The 14,494-nt window shown below is 67.8% G+C and carries 19 protein-coding genes; 12 read left to right on the top strand and 7 right to left on the bottom strand.

What is annotated here, in order from left to right; genetic code table 11:
• Nucleotides 1–8 precede the first annotated feature (8 nt).
• Nucleotides 9–755 carry a twin-arginine translocase subunit TatC gene (locus LI337_RS03760; RefSeq protein WP_227228381.1) on the bottom strand — a complete coding sequence of 249 codons (747 nt, stop codon included), beginning with the start codon at nt 753–755 and terminating at the stop codon, nt 9–11.
• A gap of 194 nt (nt 756–949) precedes the next feature.
• On the opposite strand from LI337_RS03760, the gene msrB reads away from it, so the two are divergent.
• From msrB to LI337_RS03725, 7 genes are all read left to right on the top strand, one after another.
• A complete protein-coding gene (gene msrB / locus LI337_RS03755) occupies nt 950–1,357 on the top strand; it encodes a peptide-methionine (R)-S-oxide reductase MsrB (RefSeq protein WP_227228380.1) in 408 nt (135 codons plus the stop codon).
• A gap of 66 nt (nt 1,358–1,423) precedes the next feature.
• Nucleotides 1,424–1,813: a pyridoxamine 5'-phosphate oxidase family protein gene (locus tag LI337_RS03750; protein ID WP_227228379.1), complete on the top strand. Its 390-nt coding sequence runs from the start codon at nt 1,424–1,426 to the stop codon at nt 1,811–1,813.
• Nucleotides 1,814–1,920: 107 nt separating this feature from the next.
• Nucleotides 1,921–2,667, top strand: a complete 747-nt coding sequence (locus tag LI337_RS03745) for a hypothetical protein (protein WP_227228378.1) — start codon at nt 1,921–1,923, stop codon at nt 2,665–2,667.
• A gap of 144 nt (nt 2,668–2,811) precedes the next feature.
• Nucleotides 2,812–3,306, top strand: a complete 495-nt coding sequence (locus tag LI337_RS03740) for a hypothetical protein (protein WP_227228377.1) — start codon at nt 2,812–2,814, stop codon at nt 3,304–3,306.
• Between the two features lie 89 nt (nt 3,307–3,395).
• On the top strand, nt 3,396–3,680 hold the full coding sequence (locus LI337_RS03735) for a translation initiation factor eIF-1A (RefSeq protein ID WP_227228376.1): 285 nt from the start codon (nt 3,396–3,398) through the stop codon (nt 3,678–3,680).
• A 168-nt stretch (nt 3,681–3,848) separates the two neighbouring features.
• Nucleotides 3,849–4,529: a DsbA family protein gene (locus LI337_RS03730; RefSeq protein ID WP_227228375.1), complete on the top strand. Its 681-nt coding sequence runs from the start codon at nt 3,849–3,851 to the stop codon at nt 4,527–4,529.
• On the top strand, nt 4,529–5,137 hold the full coding sequence (locus tag LI337_RS03725) for a hypothetical protein (RefSeq protein WP_227228374.1): 609 nt from the start codon (nt 4,529–4,531) through the stop codon (nt 5,135–5,137). Before LI337_RS03730 ends, LI337_RS03725 begins: the two co-directional genes overlap by 1 nt.
• Nucleotides 5,138–5,181: 44 nt before the next feature.
• Here the strand turns inward: LI337_RS03725 and LI337_RS03720 are convergent, their stop codons facing one another.
• The 5 genes from LI337_RS03720 to LI337_RS03700 all read right to left on the bottom strand — a co-directional run bounded on the left by LI337_RS03720 (nt 5,182) and on the right by LI337_RS03700 (nt 8,112).
• The gene (locus tag LI337_RS03720; RefSeq protein ID WP_227228373.1) at nt 5,182–5,856 is read right to left on the bottom strand and encodes an SGNH/GDSL hydrolase family protein; all 675 of its coding nucleotides are present in this window, start codon (nt 5,854–5,856) and stop codon (nt 5,182–5,184) included.
• A gap of 1 nt (nt 5,857) precedes the next feature.
• A complete protein-coding gene (locus tag LI337_RS03715) occupies nt 5,858–6,319 on the bottom strand; it encodes a hypothetical protein (protein ID WP_227228372.1) in 462 nt (153 codons plus the stop codon).
• A 94-nt stretch (nt 6,320–6,413) separates the two neighbouring features.
• Complete coding sequence (locus tag LI337_RS03710; protein ID WP_227228371.1) at nt 6,414–6,680, bottom strand: DUF7861 family protein; 267 nt, start codon at nt 6,678–6,680, stop codon at nt 6,414–6,416.
• Nucleotides 6,677–7,324 (bottom strand): class I SAM-dependent methyltransferase, encoded by a 648-nt coding sequence (locus tag LI337_RS03705; protein WP_227228370.1) that lies wholly within the window; start codon nt 7,322–7,324, stop codon nt 6,677–6,679. The genes LI337_RS03710 and LI337_RS03705 overlap by 4 nt, the downstream gene beginning before the upstream one ends.
• Before the next feature lie 593 nt (nt 7,325–7,917).
• On the bottom strand, nt 7,918–8,112 hold the full coding sequence (locus tag LI337_RS03700) for a cold-shock protein (protein ID WP_227228369.1): 195 nt from the start codon (nt 8,110–8,112) through the stop codon (nt 7,918–7,920).
• A gap of 277 nt (nt 8,113–8,389) precedes the next feature.
• Here LI337_RS03700 and LI337_RS03695 point away from each other — a divergent pair, with 277 nt between their 5' ends.
• From LI337_RS03695 to LI337_RS03685, 3 genes are all read left to right on the top strand, one after another.
• Complete coding sequence (locus LI337_RS03695; RefSeq protein WP_227228368.1) at nt 8,390–9,058, top strand: class I SAM-dependent methyltransferase; 669 nt, start codon at nt 8,390–8,392, stop codon at nt 9,056–9,058.
• A gap of 91 nt (nt 9,059–9,149) precedes the next feature.
• On the top strand, nt 9,150–10,121 hold the full coding sequence (locus LI337_RS03690) for a hydroxyacid dehydrogenase (RefSeq protein ID WP_227228367.1): 972 nt from the start codon (nt 9,150–9,152) through the stop codon (nt 10,119–10,121).
• Between the two features lie 31 nt (nt 10,122–10,152).
• A complete protein-coding gene (locus LI337_RS03685) occupies nt 10,153–10,941 on the top strand; it encodes an HpcH/HpaI aldolase family protein (protein ID WP_227228366.1) in 789 nt (262 codons plus the stop codon).
• A gap of 16 nt (nt 10,942–10,957) precedes the next feature.
• On the opposite strand, the gene LI337_RS03680 is transcribed toward LI337_RS03685, so the two are convergent.
• On the bottom strand, nt 10,958–11,761 hold the full coding sequence (locus LI337_RS03680; protein ID WP_227228365.1) for a pirin family protein: 804 nt from the start codon (nt 11,759–11,761) through the stop codon (nt 10,958–10,960).
• Nucleotides 11,762–11,890: 129 nt separating this feature from the next.
• On the opposite strand from LI337_RS03680, the gene LI337_RS03675 reads away from it, so the two are divergent.
• Together LI337_RS03675 and LI337_RS03670 are read left to right on the top strand one after the other, a co-directional pair.
• Nucleotides 11,891–12,910, top strand: coding sequence for an NAD-dependent epimerase/dehydratase family protein (locus tag LI337_RS03675; protein ID WP_227228364.1), 1,020 nt, complete (start codon nt 11,891–11,893; stop codon nt 12,908–12,910).
• 223 nt (nt 12,911–13,133) lie between these two features.
• Nucleotides 13,134–14,444, top strand: a complete 1,311-nt coding sequence (locus LI337_RS03670) for a sulfatase (protein ID WP_227228363.1) — start codon at nt 13,134–13,136, stop codon at nt 14,442–14,444.
• Nucleotides 14,445–14,494 lie beyond the last annotated feature (50 nt).

The following is a 14,494-nucleotide window of genomic DNA, read 5'->3' as shown; positions in this document are numbered from 1 at the left end:
GCTCGGGATTACGAGGTGCCGCCCGGTTCGACTGACGCCCCGACCATCGTGCCGACGCCGTAGCCGACGAGCAACACGCCGGCGGACAGCGCGAAGGTCAGCGAGTCCGGCGGGGAGAAGAACGCGGCGACCAGGACCGCGCCGAGCAGCGCGACCGGCCACCGAGAGCCGAGCGTCCGTGGGTGGACCACACTGCCCCGCACGCCGGCAGCCAGCAACGCCGGGAGCGCCAGCGCGACACCGACGACGACCGGGAGGAAGACGACGAGTTCGGCCGACCAGACGGCGTGATAACTCGGTCGGAAGCCGGAGACGAGCGCGTCCGAGGCGAGAAGCTCACCCAGTAGTGGGACGACGAGGGTGAGGCTGATCCCGACACCGGCGGCGAACAGCAGGCCCGCGACGACCAGGGGCCCGACGACGGTACGGCGGACATCTCGGCGGAACGCGCCGGCGTCCCGAAACGCGAACCCGGTGAACAGGAGCGCGACGACGCCGACCGCGACACCGCCGGCGAGTTCGGCGGTGAAGACGAGCAAGCCGAACGGGGAGGTGACGACGACCGACTCGCCCCCGCCGAGGAGGTCGACTGCGGGAGCGAGCAGGTCGCCCGCGCTCCCGTAGAGTGAGCCGAAGGCGACGACGAACGACACCACGCCGGCGAGAAGGAGTGCGAGCCAGTGGTCGCGGAGCGTCGTCAACAGGCGACCGCCACGGGAGGGAGCGAGGTCGTCGTGGACCGTCTCGGAGACCATGTGACGCGCTTCTCGGGAGCGTGTTGTCAATCTTTCCCGGCGAACCGGCGGGCCGGCGAGACGGGGCCGGCGGGCCGGCGAGACGGGGCTGGCGAACCGGCGAGACGGGGCCGGCGGGCCGGCGAGACGGAGAGACCGCCCGGCGAAGCGCACGACCGAGAAAGCCCTAACCGCCTGCGACACCAACGACTGGTATGAGCGAACCGCAGACCGACGACCTCCCGAAGACCGACGCGGAGTGGCGCGACCGACTCGACCCCGAGGAGTACCGTATCCTCCGCGAGTCGGGAACCGAAGCCCGATTCAGCGGCGAACACGTCGACCGCGACGACGACGGCGTCTACACCTGCGCCGGGTGTGGCACCGTGCTGTTCGAGTCGGAGACGAAGTACCACTCCGGCTGTGGCTGGCCGAGTTTCTACGCCGCCGAGGAGGAGTCGGTGACGACACGGGAGGACACCAGCCACGGGATGCGCCGCATCGAGGTCCGGTGTGCGACCTGCGACGGCCACCTCGGACACGTCTTCGACGACGGCCCGGAGCCGACCGGCAAACGCTTCTGCATCAACTCGGCCGCACTCGACTTCGAAGGCGACGAGTGACTCGCTGTCGGGAGACGGTCGGTCCCGCACTCGGCTTTTTGCGTCCGCAGTGCGTCGTGTGGTACCATGACTCGTGGACTCTCGCGGACTGCCCGTGATCTGTTGACCAGCGAACCGCTCACCGCCCACCTCGCCACGTGTCGGGCGGGGAACCCGCACGTCGCGCCGCTGTGGTACGACGTGCAGGGGGACACCATCGAGGTCGTCACGACCGGCCAGAAACTGACGAACCTCCGTGAGAACCCGAAGGTCGCGCTCTCGGTGGCGAAAGACGACGGCCCGCGCGCCGAGTGGATGGTGACCGTGCTGGGGACCGCGACCGTGGTGGACGACCCCGAGGCGAGCGAAGAAGCGACGAAACGGATCAACCGGAAGTACGACGCCAACGAGGCGGCGTGGGCCGAGAACCGACTGGTTCGGATCGACGTCGGGTCGTCGAGCCACCGGATCTACTGAACGGACTCGCGGTCGGTCCCGCGTGCGATCGGTCGCCCGCGTCGAATCGGCGTCCGCCGGCGACCACGAGGCGAAACGACTGTGTCGGTCGCGCCCCAGCGACTGATATGGACGACACCGGCAGGGAACACGGCGACGACGCCATCTTCGCACTCGCGGACGAACGCTTCGACCGCGCCGGCGACCGCTACAGCCTCTCGGCGTACGGGACGCTCGCGGGCTTCGAGAATCGGAACCGCGAGGCGTTCGACACCGACCACGCTGGCTGGGCCGGCTTCGCGGTCTGTGACCTCCTCCGGGCGGCGGTCTGCTACCGAATCGCCGACGCGTCTGACCGCGCCCGCAACCGAGCGGGGCAGGCGATTCTCGTCGCTGGCGACCAGCGTGATCACGTCGTGTCGACCGACGTCGACCGGGCCGCCTGCCACGAACTCGTCGGCGTCGCCCGCGCCGTCACCGGCGACACAGAGCAGGCGAGTGCCGCGTTCGACCGCGCCGAATCGGGCTACGAGTCGGCCGACGTGGAGAACGGGTTTCAGGCCACCACTCGGTCGCTCCTGCAGGCCGGCACCGACCTCGTGACACACCTCTCCCGCCCGGACGACGTGGAGTGGGACGAGATTCACGGCCCGAACCGCGACGAGGCGCTCGTCCGGCGGGTACGGTTCGTCCGGAATCGGATCGGGCGTATGGCCGACGCTCGTGTCGAGGCCGGCAAACTCCACGCGCCGCGTGGCTCGACCGAGTACGGCAACGACAGCTATCGGTGTCCCGAGTGCGGATCGAACGACATCAACCACGTCGCCGAGACGGTGCTGTGTCTGCGGTGTAGTGCGCAGTCCGAGCGCGTCTGAACGGTCCGAACGCACTCGTGGGAGAATCGGTCCGAAGTTGGAAGAGAGTCGTCAGCGACTCGTGTGGAAGGGTGGTCGAATCTCGAAAAACGCCTAACGTCTCGTCGGTCGTCGCTCCCGGTGGAGGCAGTGACCTCCGCTACCATGACCCGAGACACGACCCGACAGTTCGGCCGGCGTGACGTACTCAAGACAGGCGGACTCCTCGTCGGTGGCCTCGCCCTCGGCGTCGGCGGGACCGGTACCGCCCTCGCGGGCAAGGGCAACGACAAGGGCACCCAGTTCGGGCGGATCTGGGCGAACGACACCCTCTACACCACGCACGTCGTCAGGGTACTCGACAGTCGCCCGAAGAACGAGGACAGACTCTACTTCGTCCACGACGGCTCGCAGGGGCTCCAGCCGGCCGTCTCCGAGACGGCACCCGGCGACACCGACTACAACGGCGGGAAGTGGACCCACTTCAACGCCCTCGTCACCGACATGGAGAAGTACCAGGCGAACGCCCCGCTGACGAACGACGCGGACGTGCTGGCCGCGGACGGCGACTACCTCGACGTGTCGCTCGGCCGACCCGACTTCGAGGGTGCGCCGCCGAACTACTTCCTCTGCCCGTTGACCGGCGTGGCGAAGCGGTGAGCGAACGATCGGCGTCCTCGCTGGACGCCCGTGTGACACGCTACCGCGACTCTCCAACGTTTTAACCGTCTCCGGGACGTAGGTAACCCGTGACTGAAGAGACAGGGCGTCGGAACCTCCGAATGCCCAACGACGACGAGATGTTCGCGGTCGTCACCGAACACAACGGTGGCAACCACGTTCGCGTCCGCTGTGAGGACGGCAAGAACCGGATGGGCCGCATCCCCGGCCGGATGAAGTACCGCACCTGGATCAACGAGGGCGACACCGTCATCGTCGAGCCGTGGGACTGGCAGGACGAGAAGGCCAACATCGAGTGGCGCTACTCCGGACAGGACGCCGACCAACTCCGCCGCGAAGGCCACATCGACTGATTCTCGGGCGACAGCCCGGTGTTTCCGGCGACAGCGACCGCCACCGACTGCGCCACCCTCGCGCGTAGCCACGGCTTCGTGCCGGGATCGTGACTCGACCGCACGACCGGGCCGGATTCGGAACGAATTTGGAACAACTGCTAAGCCGGTCGCTCGCCACGGTGGAGTGTGAACAGACGCACGTTCCTGCGGTCGGCGGGCGCGACCGGACTCTCGGCGGGCCTCGTCGCCACGGCGGGGTGTCTCGGCGGCGCGCTCGGCGGGGAGTCCACACCGTCGGGGACGCCCTTCGCCGACCACCCGGCGACCGCCGGTATCGAGGACCAGCCCCGGAAGGGCGAACTCGGCGGCAACGTCGTCCTCGCGTTCGAGGACCCCTCCTGTCCGCGCTGTCGGACCTTCGAACGGCAGACGGTGCCGGACATCGAGGAGAACCTCGTGGCGACCGGGCAGGGTGCCTACGTCGTCAGAACCTACCCGGTCGTCTACCCGTGGGGTGAGCCGGCGGTGCACGCGCTGGAGGCGACCTACGACCGCGATTCGGACGCGTTCTGGTCGCTGTTCGCCCACTACTTCGACGAGCAGTCCTCCTTCGAGACCGACAACGTCCTCGACAGGACCGCCGAGTTCCTGAACGGCGAGACAGACGTGGACGGGGACGCGGTGGTCGCCGACGCCGAGTCGGGTGCCTACGACGCGGCCGTCCAGACCGACCTCGACGCGGGGATGAACGCAGACGTGGGGCGGACCACGCCGACCGTGCTCCTCTTTCGAGACGGCAGATACGTCACTCGCGCGAGTGGGAGCGTCAGCTACGACGTGATCGGCACTGCGCTCGGAGTCGAGTGATGTCGGTCGCGTCGCGGCTCCCGACGATCCGACTGCCGACCGAGACCGACGACTGGCGGCTGATGGCCCGCACCGCCCGCCTCGTGTTGTCGGTGCCGGCCTACGCGGTGCTGGCGGTCGTCGCCAGCCTCACCGCGCTCACGCTGTTCGTCGTCTCGCTGAACGTCCCGCTGGTGCTCGATCTGGTCGTCGGTGGCTCCCTGTCGCTCGCCGGCCGAGTGACGATCCTCACCGAACTGTACCCCTTCGTCGGATCGTCGTTCGGGGCGGGACAGGGGCTCCTGCTCCTGCTCGTCGCGGCCTTGACCGGCCTGAACGTCTCGATGGCGATCTACCACTTCCGGGAACACGGCGTCAGCCTGCAGCAGGGGGGGACGAGTGCGCTCGGCGTCCTCTTCGGAACACTCGGTGCGGGCTGTGCCGCCTGCGGGTCGGCAGTCCTGCTCGGCCTGCTGTCGCTCGTCGGCGTCTCGACCTCCCTGCTCTTTCTCCCGCTCGACGGACTGGAGTTCGCGCTGCTCGCACTCGTCGTCATCACCCTCTCGATCTACTGGCTGGCCGACGGGATGCGCGGCGGGATGATCGGCGGCTGTCCGGTCGACCTGTAGCGGCCCCTGTGTCGGCCGCAGTCGGATTCGCCGAGCCGACACACTCAGCCGGTCAGCCATCCGGCGACACGCCGGGCGAGGAAGTCGTGGCCGGCGGGGCCGGGGTGGACGCCGTCTGCGGTCCAGTCGCGCCAGTCGTCGAGCGTCGATAGTTCTCCGGCGGTCTCACGCCGGTCTGTCTCGGTATCGTCTCGTTCACCTGTGACGATCCGCAGGTGGACAGCGACAGCCCCGGCCAACAGGTCGTCGTAGGCCACCCCACGCGCCGGTTGCTCGTCGCCGAACGGGACGGTGCCCGGACGGTCCAGCGAGAGGAGTGGGACCGTCCCGACGAACGCGTGACGGTCGATAATCTCGCTGCCGGCGAGTCGGGCGTCCAGTTCGGTCGCCGTCTCCCGGAACTCGCTCTCGTCGACGCGTGGCTCGCCACCCGACAGTTGGGCGTCGTTGTGGCCGGCGTGGACGCAGACGACGCGTTCCTCGTCGTCACTCCACGTCTCTGCGTCGACACCACCGGTCCCGAACTGTTCGGCGAGGCGCTCGGACGTGAGTCGATCGGCACAGTCCCGAAGCGTCCGGCCGGTGCTGGCGTCGACCGTCACGTCTCTCGGTGCGAGTTCCGCGACGTATCCCGGAAGACGCGCGGGCCACGCCGCGTCGGTCGGGTCGTCCAGTCCGTAGCCCGCCGGAACGCTGTCACCGACGACGTGCAGGCGCATCTCAGGTCACCTCGCTCCGGTCGGCCAGTTCCGACAGCGTCTCGGCGCTCCGGAGGTCGGCGACGGTGCAGTACCACGCGCCCCGAACGCCGTTTCGGTCGTTTCGGACCGGTGTGCCGAGTGGCACGAGGTCCTCGAACTCGAAGACGAGGACGACTCGCTCGTCGGTGAAGGGGTCGATGGTGGCCGCCCAGTCCGATTCGGCCATCGGTCCCGGTTCGCCACGGGTCTGTTCGACGCGGTTCGTGATCCGGGCGTAGTGGGTGATCGCCGAGGTCGGCGCGGTCCGGTAGAAGGCCATGTAGTCGAACGACTCGCGCGTCCGGGGGTAGGAGCGCGGCGCGGGGTAGAACCCTCGGCGACAGCGCTCGAAGGTGTCCGGTTGCGCGGCGACGACGCAGACACGGGCGTCGGCAGGTGCGTCGTCTGCGGGCGTGTCGTCGGCGAAGCGGTCGAGGTCCACGACAGTCGTAGGGACTCGCCGTACTTCAACGCTGACGCCGGTCGGAGGAACCGAGGACAGTCGTAGTCGTCGTCACCGCCCCGGACTCTCTGCCTCACCGACCTCGGCGCTTGTACCAGACGCGCTGGCCGACCGGACTCTCGGTGTCGCCGGGGAGTCGGCGCAGGACGAGATCACGGATCGCCGTCGTGACCACCAACTCGATCGGCTGCTGGTCCGTCTCCACACCATCCTCGTCGCTGGCCGGCGTGACCGTGAAGACGACGTGGCCGTCGCGCAGGTCGACGGCGCGGATCGTCCCGGTCTCCCACTCGTCGGCGTCGTGGGTCGGTTCGCGGGCGTGGATGCGGTCGTGGTTCATCGGCCGGCGGTGTCGGTGTCGCCTGCCTCCTGCGCGTCGGCGCGAGTGGCGAAGACGAACTCGGCGCTGCTGCCGAGGGGGTCGCTCACGGTCTCGGTTCGGAGATTCTCGAAGCCGGCATCCCGGAGTTGGTCGAGCGTCGCCTGCCGGCCGGGTGCGGAGAAGAACATCTCCCCGCCCATCCAGCCGCGCCGGACCGTCTCGAAGCGACCACCGGGGAGCGTCAGCAACAGGCGGCCGCCGGGCCGGAGAACGCGCGCGAACTCGCGGTAGACTGTTGGGTGGTCGTCGCGCGAGACGTGGAAGACGGCGTGGTAGGCCGTGATCGCGTCCACGCTGGCCGCACGGAGGGGGATGTCGAGCATGTCGGCCTGCAGGAGTCTGGCGTCGGGCACCGTCTCGCGGGCGAGGTCCAGTCCGGCGCGGGAGAAGTCCAGTCCGATGCTGCCGGCCGGCAGGTTCGCCAGCGTGCGCGCGCCGTCGCCACAGCCCACGTCGAGGACTCGGGGGTCGTCGATGCCCGAGTCGGTGAGTTCCGCGAGGAGGTCGTCGAGCAGGGCGGCGTCGGAGCCGGTCGGGTCTCGGCTGCTGGCGTAGGTCTCGGAGACGCTGTCCCACGCTCGCCGGACCTCGGATCGCTTCATATCTGATGGTGGGGTGCGAGGCGGATAGCACTTCTGTCGCGTCTGTTGGTCACGGGTTCGACGATAGCGAGCGCACCTCCACGACGACCGTGACAGCAGTCGCGCCGCAGACCGCGACAGCACTGCAAACTACGACCGCGACAGCACGGCTACTCGTCGTAGCGCACCTCCCAGCGGAACCGCACCCGCACCGCATCCGCGACGGCACGGCACCGCACCTCGGCCCTCCCCAACCTCGTGACGCTCTCCGCACCCCCCGCGTCACTCCCTCGCACGCGTTTCTCGCGCGCGCCGACTGCAACTGCCACAGACGACCACCGACCTCGATTGCTCTGTCACAGCCGACTGCCGACCTCGATTGCTCTGTCACGGCCGACTGCCGACTTCGACTGCCGTAGCGGTACGAACGACGACTGATCGACTCGAGAGACCCACGACTGATCGGATCGAGAGACCTGTCTGCACTCGACCGACGAACCCGTCGCTCGTGGGTCAGTCGTCGGGAGAAACGAAGTCACGCTCCATCGCCGTCAGGCGACGGTGTGAAGCCGTAGTCAGTTGTGAAGAGAGCGCTCAGTTGCGAACGAAACCGTTCAGTTACGAACGACGTTCGTCGCGCGCGGGCCCTTCGGGGCCTGTTCGATGTCGAACTCGATCTCGGTCCCCTCAGTCAGGTCCTCGCCGCCAACGTCTTCCATGTGGAAGAACACGTCGTCGTCAGAGTCCTCAGTTGCGATGAAACCGTAGCCGCCCGTGTCGTTGAAGAAGTCAACCTTACCGTTTGCCATTGCAACTAAACGAACACCGACGGTACTGATAAGACTTCTGTATTCGTTTTCGTGACACGCATTGTCGCAGACGAACGTTTCTGCAAATACGATTTCGATGGACATTCGACCACGCATTCGGTTCTCGGTCGGTACGGTGCCCGAGCAGTCGCGGGGAGCGAGTCGTTCGGTCGATTCCACAGTTCTCGGGGCTCCTCGGTCGTCGGCGTGGCAGATCGGCTAGCCGGCACGCGAGCGACTCCGACGGCCATTTACGTCGCCCCGATAGTTCCCACCTGTGTATTCAGACGACGTTCGGGACGAGTGGGCGGATCGATCCGGCGAGTACTCGCCGGCGTACTACGCCTACCGTGGCCCGGACGAGACGAGCGAGTCGGTGCGGGCGGTCCTCGCCGAGCACCTCCCGTCCGACGCCGCCGTGATGGAACTCGGCTGTGGTCCCGGCCGACACCTCGCGCACCTCCACGAGGCGGGCTTCTCGAACCTCTCGGGACTGGACGTGAACGACGAGTCGTTCGACGTACTCGCCGAGGAGTACCCCCAACTGGACGAAGTGGGGGAGTTCACCTGCGACACCATCGAGTCGGCGGTCCCCGGGTTCGCCGACGATCGGTTCGACGCGGTCTACTCGGTCGAGACGCTCCAGCACATCCACCCCGACGAGGCGTGGGTGTTCGCCGAGATCGCCCGGGTCGCGGGCGAGATCGTCGTCACCGTCGAGAACGAGGGCGACGGCGACCCGTCTGACGAGAACGCGTCGGGCGACTCGACGACTGAGGAGGATGCCGACGACCCACCCGACGACGACCCCGAGGTGAACTACGTCCGCGAGGACATCCCGCTGTACTACCGCGATTGGGCGTCCGTCTTCGGCGACCTCGGCTGTGAACAACTTCGAGCCGAGTCCCGTGGCCGTGACACGATGCGCGTCTTCCGAACGCCGTAGATCGGTAGATCGGTGTCGGTCCGCTGTCGGAGGCAGGGCTACCCACCGTTCCCGGCCGCACGCTTTTCTCGGTTCGCGTGAACTGTCGGCTATGACCACAGAGTGGGAGATACTCCTCCCGACAGCTATCGACCCGGCGGGTCCCGAGTCGCTCGTCGACATCGCACACTGCACCGGGATGGACGAGTACGCGAGTCCCGAGGCGGCACTCGCGGACGTCGCTCGCTACGACGCCGTGATCGTCAGAACCGCCAGACTCGACGCCGAGGTGATCGACCGCGCCGACCGCCTCCGGGTGATCGCCAAACACGGCACCGGCCTCGACAACGTGGACGTCGACGCCGCCTCGGGCCGGGGCATCGTCGTCTGCAACACGCCCGACGCGAACACCCGGTCCGTCGCAGAACACACCCTCGCGCTCTTGTTCGGCGTCCGCCGACACCTCCACACCGCCGACCGGCACGTCCGGAACGGTGGCTGGGACCGGTCGGCGTTCACGGGTCGTGAACTCGCAGACGACACGCTCGGACTGCTCGGCTTCGGCAACATCGCCCGGTCGGTCGCCGACCTCGCGCAGGGCGTCGGCATGGACGTCGTCGTCTACGATCCCTACGTGTCCGCCGACGCGGTGCCCGCAGAGATCACGCTGATCGACAGCGTCCCGGACCTCTGTGACCGTGCGGACGCGATCAGCCTCCACGTTCCACTGACCGACGACACCCGCCATCTCGTCGGCCGTGCGGAACTCGACCGACTCGGCGGGGACGGTGTGCTCGTCAATACGGCGCGCGGGGCGGTCGTCGACGAGGACGCTCTCGTCGAGGCGCTCGCGGAGGGGATGATCGCCGGTGCCGGACTGGACACCTTCGAGTCGGAACCGCCGGGTGCCGACCACCCGCTTGCGAGTCGTGACGACGTGCTCCTGACGCCACACGTCGGCGCGACCACCGAGCAGGCGCTGGTCCGGATGAGCCAGCAGGCGGCCGACAACGTCCGGACGGTGTACGAGGGTGGGGTGCCGGACTCGACGGTGAACCGTGAGGCACTGGAGGCGGGGCGATGAGTAGCGCCCGACTCGGCTGGGAGGGCCACCGATGAGAACCGAGAACGCCCTCCGCCGGAAACTCGAAGCGGGCGAGACGGTGCTGGGTGCGAGTTGTGCGACCTTCTCCCCGACCGTGATCGAGACGATGGGCCACCTCGGACTGGACTACGTCTGGCTCGATCTGGAACACTCGGGACCGAGTCCGTCCGACAGCACCGCACTCGAAGAGCTGACACGGGCGGGCGAAGCCGCCGACGTCGACCTCCTCGTGCGCCTGCCGGCACCCGACCCGCCGCTGATTCGGAAGGTGTTGGACGCCGGGGTGCGGACGATCCTCCTCCCACGCATCGAGACCGCCGAGCAACTGCGCCGAGGTGTGCGGGCGGCCTACTTCTCGTACGACGGCGACGTGGGGGACCGTGGCGTCGGCGTCGGTCGGTCGGCCGAGTGGGTCGGCTACGGCGACGAGTTCGTGGCCGGCGAGGACAGCGAGGTGTTGGTCGGGACGATGATCGAGAACCAGCGGGCGGTCGAGAACATCGAAGAGATCCTCTCGGTGCCGCAGTTGGGTTTCACGTTCGTCGGCCCGGCCGATCTGTCGATGTCGCTGTCGGCCGGCGACCCGACCGCGGACACCGACGAGGCGGTGCGGGCCGCGATAGACCGGGCGGTGGCTGCGTGTCTGGAGGCCGACGTGCCTGTCGGTCGGATTCGGAACGGTGTCGAGGAGGCACGGACTGCGATAGACGCCGGCTATCAGATCGTCAGAATCGGCGGGGACGTGTCGTCGATCCACGCGACGGTCGGGGGTCGGCTGTCGGAACTGCAAGAGGAGTAGCAGAGCGGATCGGTCGTCAGCGACCGATGGTGCCCTGTCTCGTCACGGGCGCGTCGGGGTCGATGCGGAACGCGACGACGATGGCGTCCGTCTCTGCAGTGAGTGAGAGGTCGGCGTCGCCGACCGACGACGACGAACCGTCGGCACCGACGAACAGGCCACTCTCGGTTTCCGTAAACTGCGTCCCGCCAGCCTCGACTGTGCCCTCGAAGACGTAGAAGTAGGTGTCCCAGTCCGGTTTCGTCGGCAGATCGACCGTCGCTCCAGCGTCGAGGTGAACGTCGTGACAGTGGACGCGATTCCGGACGTGGAACGGCACCTCGGCGTCCTCGGGGCCGAACAGGTGTCGCCACTCGTTCGGGACGGACGCGGGGAGCGGTCCGTGCTGAATCTGGGGTTCGAGACCGAGGCTGTGCGGTCTGACGAATATCTGCAGCATCCGGAGCGGTGAATCGTCGGCGAGGGTGCGCTCCTCGTGCCAGAACTCCCGGCCGGCGTTCATCACCAGCAGGTGATCGGCGTCGGTGACGAGTTGGTTTCCCTCGCCGTCGTCGTGGCGCATCACGCCCGCCGGGACCCACGAAACGATCTCCTCGTCGCGGTGGGGGTGCATCCGGATCAGTGTGTCCGGGTCCATGAACGACTCGACTACGGTGGCGAGTGGGCCGTAGCCGTGATCAGCGTGATCCGGGTGGTTCCGGCCGGGGAAGTTGAAGTGCGTCCGGAAGTTGCCCTGGTTCTGTGTGATCTGGGTTCGGGGGGCTTTGTAGAGATGGGCGTCGGTGCCTGCACCGGAATCGGCATCTGTGTCGAGGGTCACTACGTCGGTGAGACGGCCTGGTCCGTCTTGAGTCGGTAGGTCTCGGTCGCTGTCGCCGCCTGCCGAACGACCTCGCCTCTTGCCGACTGGTTCCCACGCGCTTTTGTCGCCGGGGTGAGGCACGGACCCATGGACGTGTTCATCGTCGGCGGGACCGGACTCATCAGCACTGGCATCACGCGCCAACTCGACGACCGGGGGCACGACGTGACGCTGTTCACTCGCGGCGAGACCGATCCCGCGGTCCCGGTGCCGGTGCCGGACAGCGACCGATTTCGCGGCGACCGGGACGACACCGAGCGACTGTCGGCCGCAGTCCGCGAGACTGCCCCCGACTGCGTGATCGACATGGTCTGTTTCGACGCCGACCAGGCCCGCGAGGCAGTCGATGCGGTCGCACCGCACTGCGACCGGTACGTGTTCTGTAGCACGGTCGACGTCTATCACCGGCCGGTCGCCCGGAACCCGGTTCCGGAGTCGGCCCGCCGGTATCCGAACGTGAGCGACTACGGCCGGAACAAAGCGAGCGCAGAAGACGTGTTCTTCGACGCCCACGAGGCTGGTCGACTCGACGTGACGATCCTGCGTCCGTGGAACACCTACGGCGAAGGTGGCTCGCTCGTCCACACTTTCGGCCTCGGGACGGAGTATCTCGCCCGCATCCGGGACGGGAAGCCGATCGTCGTCCACGGCGACGGGACTGGCTTGTGGGGTCCGTGCCACCGCGACGACGTGGCCGGCGCGTTCGTCGGCGCGGTCGAGACCCCAGAGGCGGCGGGGCGGGCCTACAACGTCACCAGCGAGGAGACGATGGCGTGGAACGAGTACCACCGGACGGTGGCCGACGCGCTGGACGCGCCGGACCCCGAGTTGGTCCACGTGCCGACCGATCTGCTCTCCGAGGCGGTGCCGGACGAGACGGGGATGCTCCGCGATCACTTCCAGTACAGCACCGTCTTCGACAACAGTCGGGCGAAGCAGGTGCTGGATTTCGAGTACAGCGTGGCGTTCGAGACCGGCGTGCGTCGGGTCGTGCAGTGGTTGGACGAGCACGGCGAGGTGGCCTCTGCCGACGCCGGGCCGAGTGACGCAGTCGTCGAGGCGTGGCGAGAGGCGAGTGACGCGTTCCTGGACGGGATGGGTCGTTGACGAGGCACCCGATCTGGCGAGCTGCCAACCCGACGTGCCGGACGGGCCGGCGAGGTGGCGACCCGACGTATCGGTTGGGCCGGACTCGTGGACGCAGGACACCGACACGAACTCGGTGACGCTCCCGACTACCCTGTAGTGGCTCGTACCGATCCCGACCGAGACGTTGACGTACTGTATTAAATGTGACAAGAACCAAGTCGGCGTGGTCGGTTCAGCTGGTATGCACGCGGAAGCGGTCCCGAACGTGTTGCTCGTCGTCCTCGACTCGGTCCGAGCGTCGAACTGCTCTGTCTACGGCGCACCGCGCGAGACGACACCGTTCTTGGAGTCGTTCACAGACGAGGCGGTGACGTACACGCAGGCACGGGCACCCTCGAACTGGTCGCTCCCCAGCCACGTCAGCCTGTTCACCGGGCTGGAGGCGCACGAACACAGAGTGACCGTGCACGACAGACTCATCCCCGGACACACCGCGTTCGAGTCGCTGGAGACGGCCGGCTACGACACCGGGCTGTTCTCCGAGAACGGCTTTCTCACCGGCCACGAGGTCGGCATCGAGAACTGCTTCGAGACGGTCGTCGCTGTTCCCGACTCCTTCGACGACGCGTACGACACGGGAGAGATCAACCCCGGCCCGGATGGGTTCTACTACGCCGACCAGTTGTTGGACTGGACGGCGGGGCGAGACGAACCGTGGGCGGCCTGTCTGAATCTCATGGACGCACATCGACCGTTCGAGCCACGCGACGAGTACGACCAGTGGGCCGACGAACGCGCTCGGGAGTTACAGCAGTCGCTAGACACGCGCTGGGAGTGGACCTTCCACGGTGGCGACCGACCCTACTGGCAACTCTCGGGGTTAGAGTCGCTCTACGACGGTGGGATCCGACAGGCCGACGCAGTCGTCGAGTCGGTCGTCGAGGGCCTCCGACGACGCGGTGATCTCGACGAGACGCTGGTCGTCGTCTGCGGTGACCACGGAGACGGGTTCGGGGAACCGGGCTACGTCGCCGGTGAACCGCCGGCAGTCTCACACATCGTGCCGATGCACGAGGAGTTGCTCCACGTGCCACTGCTCGTCCGACCGCCCGGTGGTGGCACCGGCGACCGCTGTCACCGACCGGCCGCGCTCACGCAGTTCCCGGCGGTAGTTCGGGAACATCTCGACGGTGAGCCTTCGGCGCACGGGTTCGCAACCGAGCGCGTGGTCTCGATGAAACAGCCGGTGACGGCGGATCTCCGTGACCGGTTCGAGCGAGCCTGTGACGACCTGGACTCCTACACCGCCGCCAGTCGCGCGGTCTACACCGACGCCCCTGGAACGGCGGTTCGGAAACGATACTACTGGGGCGAGCAGGGGCTCGAAGCTCTCGTTCACGGTCCCGGCGACGTCCAGCCGCAGGGATCGGTGGAGCCTGCGACTGTGGACGGGGCGTTCGAGCGCGGCGAGGAAGGAGTACGCGAACCACTCGACGGCCGGCAGGTGACCGACGAGGCGAAGGAGCAACTCGCCGCGCTGGGCTACTACTGAACACCGACGCGCCGCACCCTCGTCACAGCGACTCGGTGGGTCGTGACTCG

The sequence above is a fragment of the Salinirubrum litoreum genome (assembly GCF_020567425.1).
Lineage (GTDB): Archaea > Halobacteriota > Halobacteria > Halobacteriales > Haloferacaceae > Salinirubrum > Salinirubrum litoreum.
This window is presented reverse-complemented; position numbering and strand designations above follow the sequence as displayed.

What these genes read in the sequence shown, in the direction of transcription:
- LI337_RS03705 (WP_227228370.1), bottom strand. Translation starts at nt 7,324, where the DNA reads ATGAAGCGATCCGAGGTCCGGCGAGCGTGGGACAGCGTCTCCGAGACC.
- LI337_RS03720 (WP_227228373.1), bottom strand. Translation starts at nt 5,856, where the DNA reads ATGCGCCTGCACGTCGTCGGTGACAGCGTTCCGGCGGGCTACGGACTG.
- LI337_RS03750 (WP_227228379.1), top strand. Translation starts at nt 1,424, where the DNA reads ATGACTCGTGGACTCTCGCGGACTGCCCGTGATCTGTTGACCAGCGAA.
- LI337_RS03685 (WP_227228366.1), top strand. Translation starts at nt 10,153, where the DNA reads ATGAGAACCGAGAACGCCCTCCGCCGGAAACTCGAAGCGGGCGAGACG.
- LI337_RS03670 (WP_227228363.1), top strand. Translation starts at nt 13,134, where the DNA reads ATGCACGCGGAAGCGGTCCCGAACGTGTTGCTCGTCGTCCTCGACTCG.
- msrB (WP_227228380.1), top strand. Translation starts at nt 950, where the DNA reads ATGAGCGAACCGCAGACCGACGACCTCCCGAAGACCGACGCGGAGTGG.
- LI337_RS03675 (WP_227228364.1), top strand. Translation starts at nt 11,891, where the DNA reads ATGGACGTGTTCATCGTCGGCGGGACCGGACTCATCAGCACTGGCATC.
- LI337_RS03725 (WP_227228374.1), top strand. Translation starts at nt 4,529, where the DNA reads ATGTCGGTCGCGTCGCGGCTCCCGACGATCCGACTGCCGACCGAGACC.
- LI337_RS03740 (WP_227228377.1), top strand. Translation starts at nt 2,812, where the DNA reads ATGACCCGAGACACGACCCGACAGTTCGGCCGGCGTGACGTACTCAAG.
- LI337_RS03760 (WP_227228381.1), bottom strand. Translation starts at nt 755, where the DNA reads ATGGTCTCCGAGACGGTCCACGACGACCTCGCTCCCTCCCGTGGCGGT.
- LI337_RS03745 (WP_227228378.1), top strand. Translation starts at nt 1,921, where the DNA reads ATGGACGACACCGGCAGGGAACACGGCGACGACGCCATCTTCGCACTC.
- LI337_RS03710 (WP_227228371.1), bottom strand. Translation starts at nt 6,680, where the DNA reads ATGAACCACGACCGCATCCACGCCCGCGAACCGACCCACGACGCCGAC.
- LI337_RS03700 (WP_227228369.1), bottom strand. Translation starts at nt 8,112, where the DNA reads ATGGCAAACGGTAAGGTTGACTTCTTCAACGACACGGGCGGCTACGGT.
- LI337_RS03690 (WP_227228367.1), top strand. Translation starts at nt 9,150, where the DNA reads ATGACCACAGAGTGGGAGATACTCCTCCCGACAGCTATCGACCCGGCG.